General features: G+C 63.3%; 19 protein-coding genes, 2 tRNA genes and 1 pseudogene. 13 read left to right on the plus strand and 9 right to left on the minus strand.

The features are described 5' to 3' along the window. Window positions 1–240: 240 nt before the first annotated feature. From NKI49_RS02005 to NKI49_RS02025, 5 genes are all read left to right on the plus strand, one after another. Window positions 241–798: a CDP-alcohol phosphatidyltransferase family protein gene (locus NKI49_RS02005; protein ID WP_352598588.1), complete on the plus strand. Its 558-nt coding sequence runs from the start codon at window positions 241–243 to the stop codon at window positions 796–798. After that, complete coding sequence (locus tag NKI49_RS02010; RefSeq protein WP_352598587.1) at window positions 770–1,954, plus strand: AI-2E family transporter; 1,185 nt, start codon at window positions 770–772, stop codon at window positions 1,952–1,954. The genes NKI49_RS02005 and NKI49_RS02010 overlap by 29 nt, the downstream gene beginning before the upstream one ends. A gap of 21 nt (window positions 1,955–1,975) precedes the next feature. Further along, window positions 1,976–2,680 (plus strand): DnaA regulatory inactivator HdaA, encoded by a 705-nt coding sequence (gene hdaA, locus NKI49_RS02015; protein ID WP_352598586.1) that lies wholly within the window; start codon window positions 1,976–1,978, stop codon window positions 2,678–2,680. 425 nt (window positions 2,681–3,105) lie between these two features. Beyond that, the gene (locus NKI49_RS02020; protein WP_352598585.1) at window positions 3,106–3,363 is read left to right on the plus strand and encodes a type II toxin-antitoxin system Phd/YefM family antitoxin; all 258 of its coding nucleotides are present in this window, start codon (window positions 3,106–3,108) and stop codon (window positions 3,361–3,363) included. Next, window positions 3,360–3,743, plus strand: a complete 384-nt coding sequence (locus tag NKI49_RS02025; RefSeq protein WP_352598584.1) for a type II toxin-antitoxin system VapC family toxin — start codon at window positions 3,360–3,362, stop codon at window positions 3,741–3,743. Before NKI49_RS02020 ends, NKI49_RS02025 begins: the two co-directional genes overlap by 4 nt. Before the next feature lie 128 nt (window positions 3,744–3,871). Here the strand turns inward: NKI49_RS02025 and NKI49_RS02030 are convergent. Continuing rightward, window positions 3,872–3,948 (minus strand) — tRNA-Pro (locus NKI49_RS02030). A 125-nt stretch (window positions 3,949–4,073) separates the two neighbouring features. On the opposite strand from NKI49_RS02030, the gene NKI49_RS02035 reads away from it, so the two are divergent. The 6 genes from NKI49_RS02035 to NKI49_RS02060 all read left to right on the plus strand — a co-directional run bounded on the left by NKI49_RS02035 (window position 4,074) and on the right by NKI49_RS02060 (window position 8,516). Continuing rightward, on the plus strand, window positions 4,074–4,379 hold the full coding sequence (locus NKI49_RS02035) for an ETC complex I subunit (protein WP_027026278.1): 306 nt from the start codon (window positions 4,074–4,076) through the stop codon (window positions 4,377–4,379). Window positions 4,380–4,435: 56 nt separating this feature from the next. Next, a tRNA-Arg gene (locus tag NKI49_RS02040) sits at window positions 4,436–4,512 on the plus strand. Between the two features lie 293 nt (window positions 4,513–4,805). Then, complete coding sequence (locus NKI49_RS02045) at window positions 4,806–5,030, plus strand: hypothetical protein (RefSeq protein ID WP_352598583.1); 225 nt, start codon at window positions 4,806–4,808, stop codon at window positions 5,028–5,030. 180 nt (window positions 5,031–5,210) lie between these two features. Then, window positions 5,211–5,999, plus strand: coding sequence for a GGDEF domain-containing protein (locus NKI49_RS02050; protein WP_352598582.1), 789 nt, complete (start codon window positions 5,211–5,213; stop codon window positions 5,997–5,999). A 195-nt stretch (window positions 6,000–6,194) separates the two neighbouring features. Continuing rightward, complete coding sequence (locus NKI49_RS02055) at window positions 6,195–7,151, plus strand: glycosyltransferase family 4 protein (RefSeq protein WP_352598581.1); 957 nt, start codon at window positions 6,195–6,197, stop codon at window positions 7,149–7,151. A gap of 138 nt (window positions 7,152–7,289) precedes the next feature. Beyond that, window positions 7,290–8,516, plus strand: a complete 1,227-nt coding sequence (locus NKI49_RS02060; RefSeq protein WP_352598580.1) for an anion transporter — start codon at window positions 7,290–7,292, stop codon at window positions 8,514–8,516. Here NKI49_RS02060 and NKI49_RS02065 read toward each other — a convergent pair. Continuing rightward, complete coding sequence (locus NKI49_RS02065) at window positions 8,513–9,094, minus strand: TetR/AcrR family transcriptional regulator (RefSeq protein WP_352598579.1); 582 nt, start codon at window positions 9,092–9,094, stop codon at window positions 8,513–8,515. The two genes, NKI49_RS02060 and NKI49_RS02065, sit on opposite strands and share 4 nt — an antisense overlap. Before the next feature lie 85 nt (window positions 9,095–9,179). On the opposite strand from NKI49_RS02065, the gene NKI49_RS02070 reads away from it, so the two are divergent. Then, window positions 9,180–10,076: a crotonase/enoyl-CoA hydratase family protein gene (locus tag NKI49_RS02070; RefSeq protein WP_352598578.1), complete on the plus strand. Its 897-nt coding sequence runs from the start codon at window positions 9,180–9,182 to the stop codon at window positions 10,074–10,076. Here the strand turns inward: NKI49_RS02070 and NKI49_RS02075 are convergent. Both NKI49_RS02075 and NKI49_RS02080 read right to left on the minus strand, forming a co-directional pair. Continuing rightward, window positions 10,022–10,141, minus strand: a pseudogene (locus NKI49_RS02075) (cupredoxin domain-containing protein); the annotation flags it as partial. The gene NKI49_RS02070 and the pseudogene NKI49_RS02075 sit on opposite strands and share 55 nt — an antisense overlap. A 112-nt stretch (window positions 10,142–10,253) precedes the next feature. After that, window positions 10,254–10,739: a MarR family winged helix-turn-helix transcriptional regulator gene (locus tag NKI49_RS02080; protein ID WP_352598577.1), complete on the minus strand. Its 486-nt coding sequence runs from the start codon at window positions 10,737–10,739 to the stop codon at window positions 10,254–10,256. Between the two features lie 192 nt (window positions 10,740–10,931). On the opposite strand from NKI49_RS02080, the gene NKI49_RS02085 reads away from it, so the two are divergent. Continuing rightward, the gene (locus NKI49_RS02085; protein ID WP_352598576.1) at window positions 10,932–11,738 is read left to right on the plus strand and encodes an SDR family NAD(P)-dependent oxidoreductase; all 807 of its coding nucleotides are present in this window, start codon (window positions 10,932–10,934) and stop codon (window positions 11,736–11,738) included. A gap of 31 nt (window positions 11,739–11,769) precedes the next feature. Here the strand turns inward: NKI49_RS02085 and NKI49_RS02090 are convergent, their stop codons facing one another. The 5 genes from NKI49_RS02090 to NKI49_RS02110 form a co-directional block, all read right to left on the minus strand. Further along, window positions 11,770–12,093, minus strand: coding sequence for a cupredoxin domain-containing protein (locus NKI49_RS02090; RefSeq protein WP_502899460.1), 324 nt, complete (start codon window positions 12,091–12,093; stop codon window positions 11,770–11,772). Continuing rightward, window positions 12,090–12,614, minus strand: coding sequence for a DUF4142 domain-containing protein (locus tag NKI49_RS02095; protein WP_352598575.1), 525 nt, complete (start codon window positions 12,612–12,614; stop codon window positions 12,090–12,092). Before NKI49_RS02095 ends, NKI49_RS02090 begins: the two co-directional genes overlap by 4 nt. A 115-nt stretch (window positions 12,615–12,729) precedes the next feature. After that, the gene (locus NKI49_RS02100) at window positions 12,730–13,404 is read right to left on the minus strand and encodes an RNA polymerase sigma factor (RefSeq protein WP_352598574.1); all 675 of its coding nucleotides are present in this window, start codon (window positions 13,402–13,404) and stop codon (window positions 12,730–12,732) included. Between the two features lie 100 nt (window positions 13,405–13,504). Then, complete coding sequence (locus tag NKI49_RS02105; RefSeq protein WP_352598573.1) at window positions 13,505–14,593, minus strand: HPP family protein; 1,089 nt, start codon at window positions 14,591–14,593, stop codon at window positions 13,505–13,507. A gap of 256 nt (window positions 14,594–14,849) precedes the next feature. Beyond that, window positions 14,850–16,022 carry a cystathionine beta-lyase gene (locus tag NKI49_RS02110; protein ID WP_352598572.1) on the minus strand — a complete coding sequence of 391 codons (1,173 nt, stop codon included), beginning with the start codon at window positions 16,020–16,022 and terminating at the stop codon, window positions 14,850–14,852. Window positions 16,023–16,528 lie beyond the last annotated feature (506 nt).

Below are 16,528 nucleotides of genomic sequence, written 5' to 3' on the forward strand. Positions count from 1 at the left end.
TTCGCATGAACGGTTTCGGTCCGCAAGGAAAACGGCTCCGGCGCGCTGGAGTTTTGCCCTTGATGAGGGGGAGATGGTGGCGGAACAGCGCCCTCTCTGTCCTACCGGACAGTCCTGCCCTTGAGGGGGAATTGCCCGGCAGGGCAGACGCGCGGCTCGCGCAAACCTCGTCACCTGCCTTGCTTCTCCCTTGCGCCATCTCCATCATCTATCGTTCAAACAGAAGCGACGGACATGCGCTTGAACATTCCCAACATGATCACGATCATGCGGCTCATCCTGGTGCCTGCCGTGGTGCTGGCCATGCTGCAGGCGCGCTGGGATTGGGCCTTTGCCGGTTTCCTCGTTGCCGGCATTTCCGATGGCGTCGACGGGTTCATCGCCCGCCGCTTCAACCAGCATTCCAAGCTCGGCGGCTATCTCGATCCGATCGCCGACAAGCTGCTGCTGGTTTCGGTGTTCGTCGTCATGGGCTTCATCGGGCAATTGCCGTTATGGCTGGTCGTCACCATGGTGTCGCGCGATGCGCTGATCGTCTGCGCGGTGCTGTTGTCCTCCGTCATGGCTCATCCGGTGGAGATGAAGCCGCTTCTGGTGTCGAAAGCCAACACCGCCATCCAGATCGTGCTGGCGGCGGTTGTGCTGGGGGAACTCGCCTTTGCCGTTCACCTCGACCCGCTGAGGCATGGCCTCATATTGCTGTCCGGGGTCTTGACCGTGGCTTCGGCCGCGGCCTATCTCGTGGCTTGGCTGAGGCATATGAGCGGCTATGGCGAAGGCTCCACCCCGGGCACCTGATAGAGAAGCGGCAGTGATAGAAGCTGCGGCTGCCGACCTTGCCGCGTCCACCGCATTGCGCCGGCAGATCTTCTTCTGGCTGGCCGGCGCTGCCGTGCTCGCCCTTTTCCTCTATGTCTTCAGCGCCATCCTGCTGCCCTTCGTCGCCGGCATGGTGCTTGCCTATTTCCTCGATCCCGTCGCCGACCGGTTGCAGCGGCTCGGCCTGTCCCGCTTCATGGCGACGGTTGTCATCCTCATCACCTTTCTCATCGTGCTGGTGCTGGCCTTCGTCATCCTCATTCCGGTACTGGCGACGCAGATGGCCGACTTTGCCGGAAAACTGCCGGAATATCTGACCCGCCTGCAAAGCCTGATCACTTCGTTCGATCCCAAATGGCTGGAACAGAAATTCGGCGTCAACGCCAATGGCTTGCGCGACGGGCTGAATTCGCTGCTGACCTCCGGCTTCGGCCTGCTCACAACGGTTTTCACTTCGATCTGGAGCTCCGGCGTGGCGCTGGTCTCGGTGGTCAGCCTGTTCGTGGTGACGCCCGTGGTCGCCTTCTACATGCTGCTCGACTGGGATCGCATGGTAGCCGTCATCGACAGCTGGGTGCCGCGCGACAACGTGGCGACCGTGCGCGTCATCGCCAACGACATCAACACCGCCACCGCCGGCTTCGTGCGCGGCCAGGGCACGCTGTGCCTCGTGCTGGGCGCCATGTATGCCACCGGGCTGACGCTGACCGGGCTGAATTTCGGCATCCTCATCGGCCTGTTCGCCGGGTTGATTTCCTTCATTCCCTATGTCGGCTCACTGACCGGGTTGGTGCTTGCCGTCGGCGTTGCATTCGTCCAGTTCTGGCCGGACTGGACGATGATCGTCGCCGTCGCGGTCGTCTTCTTCATTGGCCAGTTTATCGAAGGCAACATCCTGCAGCCCCGGCTGGTCGGCAAGAGCGTTGGCCTGCATCCGGTATGGCTGATGTTCGCGCTGTTCGCCTTCGGCGCGCTGTTCGGTTTCGTCGGCTTGCTGATCGCCGTGCCGGCTTCGGCGGCAGTTGCGGTGCTGGTGCGATTTGCCATAGCCCGCTATCTCGAATCGCCGCTCTACAAGGGCCATGGCGCGGCATCGGAGATACCGGACGGCCGTCGCACGGCCATCAAGCCATGATCCGTGCGGGGCTGAGCCCCAATGAGTGACCAGAAGACCGACACGCCGCGCCAGTTGCCCCTCAATCTCGGCCACGGCACCGGCTATTCGCGGGACGAACTCGTCGTCTCCGGCACCAACAGCCAGGCAGTGGCACTGGTCGACCGGTGGCCGGACTGGCCATCGTCGCTGGTGGTGCTGGCGGGTCCCGCGGGCTCCGGCAAGACACATCTGGCTTCGATCTGGCGTGCACGCGCCAACGCGGTGGCGATTGACGCCAGGCGCATTGGCGACAGCATCGAGACCCTCGGCGCGCGGCCGGCGCTGATCGACGATGTCGACACCGGAGCGGTCGACGAACAAGGCCTGTTCCACCTGATCAATGCGGTGCGCGGTGCCGGCTCCACTTTGCTTCTGACGGCGCGGCGGTTTCCGTCGGCCTGGGGTGTTTCGCTGCCCGACCTTGCCTCGCGGCTGAAGGTGGCGGCGACGGTCGAGATCCACGAGCCCGACGACCTCCTGCTCGCCGGTGTCATCACCAAACTGTTCGCCGACCGCCAGGTCGAGGTCGAGCCGCATGTCGTGCAGTATCTGGTACGGCGCATCGAGCGCTCGCTGGCGACAGCGATGCGCGTGGTGGAACGGCTGGACCGCGCCGCGCTCGAACGCAAGACGCCGATCACCCGGGCCTTGGCCGCCGAAGCCGTCAGCGCCATGGATGAAGGGCAGGGCGAGTTCGAGATTTAGAGCAATTCCAGGAAAAGTGTGAAACGGTTTTCCGTCCGGAATTGCGTAAAAACAAAGAGATAGAGCGGTTCGGCGTTTCCGTGAAACGGTGAACCGCTCTAGGAGTCTCGATATTTTGGCCGGCCTGCAAACGGCGCGGTCTCCCGTCCCCGGTCACCGTCCCATTTTGGGAATAACGCCCTGGCATCCATCTTGCAGCGTGAGCTTTGCCGGCTGATCCCGGTCCTGATTGCGTTCCAAATCAGGTTGTAGGCTCGCCGGGAGTGGGGCGGTTGGGGTTCTCGCCCGGCGAGCTTGCCGTCTGTACTGCGGCCGTTGGTAGCCGCGGCAGCGAACATTCGAGCTCAAACATGTTGAAATAGACCATTTGTTGGACTATTTTCCGGCGGAACATGGACCAAGAAACAGTCCATGAGGAGCGCCCCGTGCAGGTATCCGTTACAGACGCCAAGGGACAGCTGACCGAACTGGTTCGCCGTGCCGAGGCCGGCGACGAAATCATTCTCACCCGCCATGGTCATGCGGCTGTGCGTCTGGTCCCGGTCAAGCTGGTGCCCGACAAGAAAACCCGCCGGACGCTGCTGGAGGCAATGCGCCAATCCGGCGCAGCCAAGGCGAAGGCCGGACCTTCAGCCGCCCGAAGCCAGGATTTCCTCTACGGTGACGACGGCATGCCCGGATGATCGCGGTCGACACCTCGGCACTGATGGCGATCGTGCTTGATGAACCGCAGGCCGACGCTTGCATAGCCGCGCTCGAAGCCGAGAACGACCTCTTGATTTCCGCGGGCACCGTCGCCGAGGCGCTGATTGTCGCGTCGCACCGCGGCATTGCAGCCGAGCTATCCAGCCTGATCGACGGGCTTGGCTTCGAGGTGGTGGCGGTCACGCCGGCTTCCGCCCGGCGTATCGCCGAAGCTTATATGCGATGGGGCAAGGGCATCCATCCGGCCGCGCTCAATTTCGGAGATTGTTTCTCCTATGAGGTGGCGAAAGAGCACGCTTGCCGCCTGCTCTACGTCGGAGCCGATTTTTCCAGGACCGACATAGAAGGCGTGTTCTAGGGGCGGACTTCGTGGCGTGCTCTTGTTCCGCGTCGCATGTGGAGGTCCGGCCGGCGGCACCCGCCGCACGCGACAAGGAGCGATTGCCCTTCAGCGACCGCAGGTCCTCGGTTTTGCAGGAGAAGAAGTGGTCGGAGTGGAGAGATTCGAACTCCCGACCCTCTGGTCCCAAACCAGATGCGCTACCAGCCTGCGCTACACTCCGAACGGTCTGTTGCCTATTCATTTCGGTGTTACATGGCAAGTGCAAAAACCTTGCCGCCGTCCTCTTTGCGCAGTAATGACTGGCAAAGGGGTGGCGATGCTGCCTCGCACAAGAACGAGGTGGCCATGTCCGCGCGCATTTTCAGCCCAGCCAAAACCGCGATGCAGTCCGGCAAGGCCAAGACCGGTCACTGGGTGCTGGAATTCGACCCCGAGACGCGCAAGAAGATCGATCCTCTGATGGGCTACACCACGTCGGCAGACATGAGAAGCCAGATCAGGCTCACCTTCGACACGCGCGAAGAGGCGGTTGCCTACGCCGAAAAAGAGGGGCTTGCCTATCGCGTCGAGGAGCCGAAGGAGCCCAAGCGCCGGCAGATTTCCTACGCGGAGAATTTCCGCTATGACCGCAGGACGCCCTGGACGCATTGATCGGCAAGCCCGAACGGGCGCCAGCGCCAACATCTACCGGCTCCGAGCCGGCCAGCGGTCCCGTAGCTCAGCTGGATAGAGCACCGGCCTTCTAAGCCGATGGTCACAGGTTCGAATCCTGTCGGGATCGCCAATATTTTCAGGGTCCGTTCCGGACACAGATGTGAAGGGGACGTCGAGCAGCGGCAGCGAATGTGGCCGGGCGGTGGCGGTTTGTCGGCGCGATTCTGGCACCATGCCGTTGCGGCGTCTGGTGGTCGGATGGTGCCGCTCCTTGGTATTATTTCGTGACACTGCCGCGCGGGAACCTTCGTCCGAATCACGCGTTCGGGGCCTTGTATTCGCGGTGCCTCATAAATAGGCAATATGCGGTCCGCCGAAGGGGCGGGGCAAACAAGCATGGGTTGGGGGAGGAGAAACCACGCCATGTCGAAACGTGAAATTGGAACGTCCCCTGCCTTGGGGAGACGTATCGCCGAGCTCAAGACCAAGATGCAAAATGCCCAGATTTCCGATCACGAAATGAAAACCTTCCACAAGGTCGCAGCGATCATGGGGGCGACCGAAGGCTCCCTACGTCTTGATGCCGACGACCTGATCGCGGCATCCTTCGTTGTCGAGACGGTCGGCGGATCGACGTCCAACCGCTAACGCCGGCACTCCTCGCAGATCAAGCGACAAGCCCCCGCATGCCGTGGGAGCGGCGGCTGCTGCCGACATGGCGGCAGCCGATGCCAGGCTGCGGATCGCTGATATCGAATTGAAAGAAAAGTCTTATCATTTTGTTTGCGTTGGCACGTCATAGTAGGCGCGGCTAACGGAGTGAATGAGATGAAGGTCGACCTGTCGGCGACGAGCTGGGGCAGGGTGATCGCTGTCACGACTGCCGGCACGGCATTTTTCATCGCCGTGGCGTTTTTCGTCGATTCGTTCAATTTCCCTTATCTTTCGCGCGAAGCCGTGTGGCGGGCGCAACTGACCGACCTCCTGCTGCCTTTGGCGTTGGGCGGGTCGTTTCTGTTCTTCCTGATGTGGAAGATACGCCAACTGGCCATCGCCCAGCGTGACCTGAGCGTCATCGCCGCCACCGACAGCCTGACCGCCGTGCTCAACCGCGGCGCCTTCTCGATGCTTGTCGAAGCCTATCTCGAGCAGGTCGACAGACAGGCGTCGGTCAAGTCCGGTGCTCTGCTGATCATCGATGCCGATCACTTCAAGTCGATCAACGACCGGCTTGGCCATGACTGCGGCGACCAGGCGCTCAAGCTGATAGCGCAGGCGATCAAGGGACAATTGCGGGGCAGCGATATCGTCGGCCGCATCGGCGGCGAGGAGTTCGGCGTGTTTCTCCCCGGCGTCGACCCGTCACAATCCTGGCTGGTTGCCGAAAGCATCCGTCGACGCATCCGCGAGATGGACTTTTCTCCTGGCGGGCGTTCCTGTCCGCTCTCGGTCAGCATCGGTGGCACCAGCTTCAGTGGGCCGACGACCTACGAGGAGATATTCTCCGCTGCCGACAAGCGGCTCTATGCCGCCAAATCGAATGGACGCGATCAGGTGAGCTTCGATCCGGCGGAGTCGGCTTTGGTGGCCCTGGCCAACGCCGCCACCATGCATTGACGCTCAGCGGAGAAGAAAGCCGCGTTGGGCGCTTTCTTGACGCTATCTTATCTGTGTGCTTCCTCCCGGTCGGTGATGTATGGGTCGCCGCGGAGACCTTCCTGCTTTCCTACTCCCCAAGCGTCCGGCCGGCCACGGCCTGCCGGCGCCGGCGAATGATGGCGAGACGGTCCAGGCAAGCTCGGTGCGGCGACTATGATCCATCTGTTCAACGGCTTTCAGAACCCCTTTGGCGGCAGCGACCTCGAAACCCTCGATCTGTTTCGCCTGCTGAGCGCCGATTCCGAGGTGCGCCTGTGGGCGACGTCCTCCAGGGCGTCCGGCGAACTGATGCGGCAATTTCCGATTCGCCGCATCTCGCCGCGGAATGCGCCGGACGGTGGCACCTACGTCTTCCTCGGCGCGCATTGGCGCAACAAGATATGGCCTTACCTGATCCCGCGGCCGCGCCGGCTGATCTATGTCTTCAACACATTTCACCCGAAAGTCGTCGCGCTGACGACGCGCATGCCTCGCCTGCTGAACTGGCCCGACGCGGAACTGGTGCTGATTTCGGATTTTCAAAAACGCATGCTGCGGGTCGACGGCGTCGTCCATCCGTCACCCATCGATATAGACCGCTTTTCGCCGCGGCTGGCCAGACCGGATGGTCCGTTCACGATTGGACGGCTGAGCCGCGATACGCTGGACAAGCACCATATCGACGATATGCCGCTCTATGAGGAACTGCTGGCGGATGGCACCGCGCTGCGGATTCAGGGCGGAATGCTCCTCAGCGACAGGCTCAAGCCGCATCCGCAGCTCGAACTCCTCCCGGAAGGCCGGTTTGCGGCCGAGCAGTTCCTGTCGACGCTCGACGCGTTCTATTACCGCACCGGCTCGCATGTGGAGACGTTCGGCCGCGTCGTGTTCGAGGCGATGGCCTGCGGTCTGCCCGTGGTCTGCCATTCGCATGGCGGCTATGCCGACCATATCAGTCATGGCCAAAACGGGTTTCTGTTCGAAACGACGCAACAGGCGGCGCGGATTTTGGCCGAGCTCAAAGCCGACCCGGCACTGCGCGCGACAGTTGGCCGCAAGGCGCGGCAGACCGTCGAGGAGCTGTTTTCGCCAGCGGCATTGCGGGAGCGGCTGGATTTCTACCGGCGTTAGCGGCGCCGCTCTCGTCAGCCGTTTCGGGCAGTCTGCCACCCGGTTTGGCATCGATCCCGACATCGCGCTAAAGCTGGTATGCAAGTGAATCGCCGGGCGCGCACGGCCCCAACCGACTGAGCAGGACCTTCCTACCCGATGACATTGATGGGCGCCGCGGCACTGCTGATCCTGGTCCTGACCTATGCAGGCGTCGCCATTGGCCGCATTCCCGGCTTGCGTCTCGACCGGGCGGGAATAGCGCTGCTCGGCGGAGCCTCGATGATCGCCATAGGCGCGCTGAGCATGGAGGATGCCTACCGCGCCATCAATTTCGACACCATCACGCTGCTGCTCGGCATGATGATCGTGGTGGCGCATCTGAAGGTGTCGGGCGCCTTTCGCGGCCTTGGCGCCATCGCCATCGAGCACGCGCACGCGCCGTTCATGCTTCTGGTGATGGTGACGCTCTTGACCGGCGTGCTGTCGGCCTTCCTGGTCAACGACGCCATCTGCCTGGTGATGGCGCCCATCGTCGTCCACGTCACGCGTGTCATCAAGCGCAACCCGATCCCGTATCTGATCGCCACCGCCACCGCATCGAACTGCGGCAGTGTCGCCACCATCACCGGCAATCCGCAAAACATGGTCATCGGCGCGCTGTCGGGCATTTCCTATCCTGCTTTTTCCGCGGCGCTGGCGCCGGTCGCCTTGTTCGGGCTCATCGCCGTCATCGTCATCGTGCGCATCGTCTACCGGGCCGAATTCGGCCGCACAGCCCAACTGACGCCCGAGGTCTCGCGTGGCCGCATGCACAAGGGGCAGGTTTTGAAGGCGGTGGTCGTCTGCATCGGGCTGGCCATCGGCTTTTTTGCCGGCGTGCCCGTGGCGAAGGCCGCACTGATCGGCGGCGCCATTCTCCTGCTCACCCGCTCCCTCAAGCCGGCGCGCATCTACCGCGAGATCGACGGGCCGCTGCTGTTCATGTTCGCCGGCCTGTTCGTGGTCGTCGCCGGTGCCGAAAAGACGCTGCTCACGCCCGATATGATTGCCTCGGGCAAGGATCTCGGCCTCGATGACGTCTGGCGGTTGTCCGGGTTCACCGCGGTGCTTTCCAACATCATGAGCAATGTTCCGGCCGTGCTGGCGCTCAGGCCTTTCATCCCTGGCCTGGAAAACCCCGGGCGCGCCTGGCTGGTGGTCGCCATGAGCTCGACGCTGGCCGGCAATTTCACGCTGCTCGGCTCGGTCGCCAATTTGATCGTCGCCGAACAGGCACGGACCGCCGGCACGCATCTGTCCTTCGGCGCCTTCTTCAAGGTAGGCTTGCCGCTGACGCTGATGACGCTCGCGGCCGGCACGGCATGGCTGGCGTTCGGATTCTAGATCCTGCCGCTTGAAGTCCGCGCCCGGACAAGTGTCGCCGCGGCGCGGCCGGCAGCCTCGATGTAATCGGGGTTGCGGTGGATCAGCATGATCGAAAAGCAACCGTCGATCAGCAGCACGACCTCGCGTGCCAAGGCTTGCGGCCCCTCAACGCCGTGGTTCGACAAGGCGCCAGCCAGCCATGTTTCGAAATTCGTCTTGTGTCGCGACCCGGCCTTGATCGCCGGATGTCCGGGCATCGAGGCGAGTTCCGCGGCCGTGCGCAGGAAGCCGCATCCTTTCCATTTCGGATGGTGAGCGGCCCTCGCCAGATTGCTGAAGATCGCCTCGACCTTGCGATCCACCCCGCCTTCGGCAGCATCGAACCAACCAGCCATCCGCTTCAGATTGGGTTGGTCGCGGCCATCGAGATAGGCGGCGATGAGATCGTCCTTGCTCTTGAAGTGGTAATAGAGCGTCCGCTTGGTGAGGCCCGCCTCCTCGGCAACCGCATCGACGCTGACGATTCCTTCGGCATAGAAAAGCTTGGTCGCGGCATCGACAATGCGTTTGCGGGTAGGGCTTTGTGCGTCGGGCATGAGCTTAGGTATACCGACTAGTGAATATACACAAGTGGGGAAGGGCGTAACCTGCCGGCCATGAGCATGATGGGAAGGAAGCCAGATGACCGATCTTGTCCTTAACGAGACCAGGGATGGAATTGCCGTCCTCACCCTCAACCGGCCGGAGAAACTCAACGCGCTGAACTATGCCCTGATCGATCGCCTGCTTGCGATCCTCGATGACATTGAAGTCGATGACGGCGTGCGCGCGGTCATCCTTACCGGAGCTGGGGAGCGGGCGTTTTCGGCGGGCGGCGACATCCACGAGTTCGCGGCCAGCGTGGCGCTTGGCGTCGATGTCGCGATGCGCGACTTCGTCATGCGCGGGCAAAGGCTGACGGCAAGGCTGGAAACATTCCGCAAACCCGTCATCGCCGCAGTCAATGGTATTGCCTTCGGCGGCGGCTGCGAGATCACCGAGGCCGTGCCGCTTGCCATTGCGAGCGAACGCGCTCTGTTTGCCAAGCCGGAAATCAGCCTTGCGATGCCGCCGACCTTTGGCGGCACGCAGCGATTGCCGAGGCTTGCCGGGCGCAAGCGGGCGCTCGAACTGCTTTTGACCGGTGACTGGTTTCCGCCACCGCGCGCCCTTGAACTTGGCCTCGTCAACCAGGTGGTGCCGCATGCCGACCTGATGCCCGCCGCAATCGGTCTTGCCAGGCGTATCCTGCGGCACTCCGGTCTGGCGGTCGCCGGCATCCTCACCGCGGTGGCGCGCGGCCTCGACCGGAGCATCGCCGAAGGCCTGCTGGTCGAGGCCGAGCAGTTCGCCCGTGTGGCGCCGACCGCCGATTTGCGCGAAGGGCTCGATGCCTGGCTGGCGCGACGCGAGCCCCGCCATGACGGCTCCTGGACCCACATGGCACGGCCCGACGAGGCCAGGCGGGCCTCGTTGGCGCTGGATCAGGGCGACACCACCAAGCGGCCTTTCATGTCGGGGTGGAAACGGCAGAAATAATCGAGCGCCCCGGCAGCCTTCAATGTCAGGCTCGCGGATTTCTTCGGCGGGATCATCACCTCCCACTGCACCATGAAGCGTGACCTGAAGGGCCGGCGGTTTCCTCCGGCGATACGCGTCTGCGGGCAAACGGCCCTTGGCCCGCAACTTTTGGGCATCAGGCGGTGTCGATTCGAGTCACGCTCTATTGCGTAGCAGTTTCCCACCGGCGGCATAGGCGTCGAGAAAGTCCTGCGAGGCGACGTCGTCAGCCAGGCTTCTCAGCCTCTCGGCCGCCTCGGAGCCAAGAATCGCCTCGACGCGCCGGTTGACCTCGACCCACACCACACATGCCTGCTGGTATCGCGCCTTGCCCTGCGACGTCAGCACGGCGTGCTTTGTTCGCCGGTCGCTTGCATTCTGGTGGACTTCGACCAGACCGTCGCGCACCAGCGGCCTCAGCGCATGCGTCAGCGCCGAAAGCTGGATCCCCAAGCGGCCGGCGAGAACCTGCAACGTCGGGGCCTCCTCGCATTGGGCGGCGCCAAATCCGTCGATCTGGCCAAGCAGCAGGGTTTGTGTTGATGTCAGGCCGGTCGGGATCAGCGCCTCGTCGTACAATTGGCCAAGCCGGCGCGCCGCACGGCGCAGCGACGAGTTGGTGCAAACGAAGTCGTCCGGCATGCCGGACCCTTCCGTGCCCAGCCCATTCAGAGCTGCAATCGATACTGGCGACTCCACCTTAGTTCCCATCTTCACAAAATAGTTGAGGGCTTCACCATTGCAAAGGGGTGCAGCCTCGCCTAATTGGTTGAGTACTCAACCTTTATCCCGCCCGGCCTATGGTTGAGCACTCAATTTTTAAGGAGTCATCCCATGTCAAATTCCGTATCCAATCCGAGGCCCGTTGCCGTCGTCACCGGCGCCTCCGCCGGCATCGGCGCCGTCTATGCCGACCGCCTCGGCGCCCGGGGCTATGATCTCGTGCTCGTGGCCCGCCGTGCCGACCGCCTGAAGACCCTTTCGGTGAAGCTGTCGCAGGCGCATGGCATCAAGGTCGAGGTGATCGGCGCCGATTTGACGAAGGAGGAGGGCCTGGCGCGCGTCGAGAAGGTGCTTGCCACCAACCCCGCCGTCGCTCTGCTTGTGAACAATGCTGGCAACGGCACGCTCGCCTCGACCGTGGACACGTCCACCGACGCCGCCGCTTCGACCATCGCGCTCAATATCACGGCGCTGACCCGGCTGACCCGGGCGGTGCTTCCTGCGTTCCTGTCGCGCAACGCCGGGGCGATCATCAACGTCGCGTCGGTGCTGGCGCTGCATTCACTCCCGATCGCCTCGCTCTACAGCGGCACCAAGGCCTATGTGCTGAACTTCAGCCGCGGCCTGCAGGATGAGCTTGCCGGAACCAACGTCAGGCTGCAGGTCGTGCTTCCGGCCGGGACCGCCACCGAATTCTACGATCACGCCGGTATTCCGCTTTCGGCATTCGACCCGGCAGTGGTGATGACGGCGGAAAATATGGTCGACGCAGCGCTCGCCGGCTTCGACCAGGGCGAAGCCGTCACCTTGCCGTCGGTGCACGACCGTGCGCTGTGGGAAAACTACGACGCCGCCCGTGCCACGCTGTTCGCCGCCACGCAAACCGGCGAACCAGCGCCCCGCTACCAGGCGGCTTGATGCCGAAGGACCGCCCCCGCGGGGCGGTCAATCAGGGCATCATCGCGATGTGGCCTTTCATATTGGGATGGAAGCGGCAGAAATAGTCGACCGCTTCCGCCTTCTGCAGGGTCAGGCGCGCGGATGCTTTCGGCGGGATCATCACCTCCCAGCCGCCCTTGACGGTCGCCGTGTGGGCGAACACGTCCTTGTTCACCCACTCGATCGTGTCGCCGGCCTTCGCCTTGACGGTGGCTGGCGAGAACACCAGTTTGTCGATGGTGACCTGGATAGTTTCGGCGGCCGCCGGCGTCGCCGCGAGGGCCATCGCCAGCGCGGCAAACCGCCATCGTCGTTTCGAGGCGCCCGGCATCATTTCAACATGCCGGCGACGTGTTCGGCATGCTGCTCATGGCCCTGGAAGATCTTCAGGCCGGTTTCCAGCAGGCTCTTCAGTTCGGCATTGCTGGCCGAAGGGATGAGCAGCGTTTCGAGAGCGCCGTCGACCTGCTTGTGATAGGCAACCTCGTTTTCGACATAGGCCTTGTCGAAGGCCGCACCCTTCAGCTTGGCGAGCTTGGAGCGTTCCTCTTTGGCCGCCTTCGTCAATGCCTGGCTGGTGGCGTTGTCTTCCGGGGTGACCTTCAGCTTCTTGACCAGGTCCAATGCCTGCTTGTTCACCGCCTCATGATCGCGCACCATGTCCCTGGCGAAATCCACGACCTCCTTGTTCTTCGATTTCTCGATCGCCAATTTGGCAGCTTCAACGTCGATGACCCCAGCCGTGTAGGCAATGTGGGCGATCTGCGGGTCGGTCGGCTTGTCGGCGGCTTGTGCGAGTGGGGCAGCGCCAAGCAGCAGCATGGCGGCCAAAGCAGCGGTATGTCGGATAAGCATGGCATCTCCTTCGCCGGACGCGGCAATCGCGCCGGACAGCGTTTCTCGGTTGACGATCATTGGATGCGGGACGGCGGCAAACGTTCCCGTCAAAATCACCTGAAACCGACGAGCGTCAGCCTTCCAGGCCGAGCCGCCGCATCACGGCGCTGGTCAGCTTTTCGCAGCGTCGGCCGGCGAACGGGAAAGCATCGAGCAGCACCGGCCCGATCTGGTCGTCCAGCGCCTTGCGCACCAGGGCTCGGGCGCGGTGCAGCCTGGTCTTGACGGTCTGCGGCCGGACGCCGAGGAGATCGGCGGTCTCTTCGATGCTGAGCCCCTCGATCACCCGTGCCACGAACACCGTACGGTAGACATCTGGAAGGCTGTCGGTTGCCTGTTCGACCAGCTTGAGGATCTGCCGTTGCGCCATCGTCCGCTCCGGATCGTCGCTGGGATTGAGGGGAAACCGGATGATCTCGGCTTGGGGATTGTCCGGCATCGGCACTGTCCTGCGCTTCTTGCGCAAACGGCCGAGCGCCTCGTTGATGACGATGCGCGACAACCATGTGGCGAGCGAGGACTCGCCGCGAAAGGCGCCAAGGTTCGCGAACGCGCTGACATAGGCCTCCTGGACGATGTCCTCGGCCTCGCTGTCATTGCGCACCACGCCGCGGGCGATGCGATAGAGCCTCTGATTGTGCGTCTTGATGATGGCGCGGAATGCGTCGCCGTCGCGCGCCAGCGCCCGGCGGACAAGTTGCATGTCGCCGGAAACGACAGAAGGCGTGGCCGTCAACACAGCAGGCATGGCCAGTTTCCTCAACCCAATCCCGAACAGGAAGTCCGATCTGAGGGATTGGATGGAATTGCCGGCAAAAGGTTCCCGAACTTTCTGCCGGGTAGGGCGGCTATCCTACCGCAGACAGCGAAGGCTTGCCAGCAGCCAGCGTGCGCGCGGTTGCCGCCAGCAGGTCGGTTTGCGTGATCAGCCCGAGGATCCGCTCGTCGTGGTCGACGATGATGACGGCATGGCTGCGCCCGTCGGTCAGCACGGGCAGCAGTGCCATCGCGGCTGAACCGGCCATGGCGCTCGCCGCGGGCGAAATCACGGAACCGACCGTCTCGGAGGCCAGCGCCAGTTCGCGCAGACCGACCGTTCCGGCCAGCTTTTCCTCGGCGTTGACGACCGGCAAGGTGCGGATGTTGTGGTCGAGCAGCAATCGGCGCGCCGTCTCGGCGGGGGTGTGTTCGTCGACCGAGATCACGTCGCGCGACATGATGTCCTCGCACAGCAACGTTGAGTGCTCGCGCACCATCGCTTGCAATTCGACCTGCCGCAGCAGCCGGTCGAGGTCGTTTCGATCGATGTCGAACGTCTCCTCGATCGCGCCAAGCGCCGCGTCGATGTCCTCGGACCGGAAGCCGACGCGCAGTGGCGCCGGCGGATCGACGGTGCCGTGGGTATTCGCCGGCGCTGGTGCGGGCACGTGCGGATAATTGCGCCGGGCGAGCTTGTGGAAGCCGTAGCCCAGCGCCACCAGCAGGATCGAGTTCACCGCCACCGGCACGAACGGGAACAGGAAGCCGGCGCTGATCACCGCAGGCCCGCCAAACACGGCGGTCAGGGCGGCCGCGCCGCCGGGCGGATGCAAACAGCGCGAGAACGACATGGCGGCGATCGCCAGCGCCACGGCGATGCCGGTCGCCAGCACCGGTTCATGCACCAGATGCGCCACGATCACGCCGACGAGCGCCGAGATCGTGTTGCCGCCGATGATCGACCAGGGTTGCGCCAGCGGGCTGGCTGGCACCGCGAACAGCAGCACCGCCGATGCCCCCATCGGCGCCACCAGCAAAGGCACGTGCGGCCCGCCGCCCAGCGTGAAGCCGCTGATCGCGCCCGTCAGCGCGATACCGATCATCGCGCCGACGCAGGCGATGATGCGCTCGCGTAGCGTGGCACCTGCAAGGATGGGAACAAAAAGGCGAAAGGCCATGACGTCGGAAAACTCTGCGGGATTCTGGAAGGAGGAGGCCGAGGCCGGGATGATCGCACCGCAATGACGCGGCATTGTCGTAATTGAAAGCCAAATCGATCCGCTAAGCCGCGATTTGAAGGAACATAATTTTGCGGCGATGTCGCTGCATGCTCGCCGCGCTGTCTGGAGTCAGCGTCGCGTTGCGAACGATTCCCCAGTCTTTCCAACTGTTTGCGCTGGTCCGCTGAATCAGTTTGGCTGGTGGGCTGGTTGGTCAGGCGGCCGCAGCGGCCGCCAGGCCACGCCGGATGTCGGTCTTCAGGTCCTCGACATCCTCGAGGCCGATCTGCAAGCGGATCAGCGGCCCTTCATAGGAGGCTGTGGCGACGACGCGGTCGCCGAGCCAGACCGGCACCGCAAGGCTTTCATAGCCGCCCCAGGAATAGCCCAGCCCGAAGATCCGCAACGCGTCGAGGAAGGCGTGCTGCTGCGCCTGGCCGCCGCCGGCAAGAACGATGGAAAAGACGCCGCTCGAACCGCAGAAGTCACGCTTCCACAGGCCATGATCGGGATGGCTGGGGAGGGCAGGGTGCAGCACCCGCGCCACGCCCTCCTGGCCTTCGAGCCAGCCGGCGATGTCGAGCGCGCTGCGCTGATGATGATCGAGACGCACACCCATGGTGCGCAGGCCGCGCAGCACCTGGTAGACGTCGTCGGGCCCCGAACAGCAGCCCAGTGTGCAAAAGCTCTCGTAAAGCTGCTTCCAGCAGCCCTCATTGGCCGAGACCGTGCCAAGCAGCACATCGGAGTGGCCGGCCGGGTACTTCGTCGCCGCATGGATCGAGATGTCGACGCCGTGATCGAGCGGGCGGAAATACAGTGGCGTCGCCCAGGTATTGTCCATCATCACGACGGCCCCGGCATCGTGCGCCGCCTTGGCGATGGCCGGGATGTCTTGCACCTCGAACGTATTGGAGGCCGGCGATTCCGTGAACACCACCTTGGTGTTGGGCTTGATCAGGGCTGCGATGCCGGCGCCGATATGAGGATCATAGTACTCCACCTCGACGCCAAGCCGCTTCAACATCGTATCGGCGAAATTGCGGGTCGGATGGTAGACGCTGTCGACGATCAGGACATGGTCGCCAGCCGACAGGAAGGCGAGCAGCGGCACCGTCACCGCCGCCAGGCCGGACGGCACCACGATCGTGCCGGCCGAGCCTTCCAGCGCGTCGATAGCCTGGGCGAGGGCATCGGTGGTCGGCGTGCCGCGTGTGCCGTAGGTGTATTTCTGGCTGCGTGCCGCCATCGACGCGGCATTGCGGAACAGAACCGTCGAGGCATGCACCACCGGCGGATTGACGAAGCCGAAATAGTCATGCGGATTGTTGCCCGAATGGGCAAGCAGCGTGTTGATGCCAATCTTGCCGCTGTCGTCGTTCGCCATTCTTCGTCGCCTTGTTTGACAAGGGGCTAGCCATAGTGCGGCGTCATGGACCGTGCAACAGCCCAGCCGCCGCCACGGAGCGGACTTCCTGTATGCCAATTCTCGATATGAAAGGCGGCGCGCTCTTGCGGCGGCGCCGGAACTATTTCGACCAGCCGGTGCCAGCATCAAACGAAAAACCCGCCTGTGCGGCGGGTCGTTGGCGCAAATCTGCACCATAGAGAGATATGTACCATAGCTGCACTCACCCTGTCAAGAAAAAATTCCTACCATGAAAAGCGGCCGGCGCTAAAAGCTGGCATCAACGCCGGGTGTCGGCCGTCGTCAGGCCTTTTGCCGACCTGCGTTCGCAGCCCTGCCTCCGCCGATCGGACTATTGTGGGCGGTGGCGAAAGATATATAATAAAGTCCTAAATTAATCCCGGATTGCTTCGATCAGATGCCGCCGGATGTTGTTTCCGGTTGACCTTCTGTCCCCAGCCTCCGGAACCGCGCTCACAAAGCAT

It is taken from the genome of Mesorhizobium sp. M0587, from assembly GCF_040320945.1.
Taxonomy (GTDB): Bacteria; Pseudomonadota; Alphaproteobacteria; order Rhizobiales; family Rhizobiaceae; genus Mesorhizobium.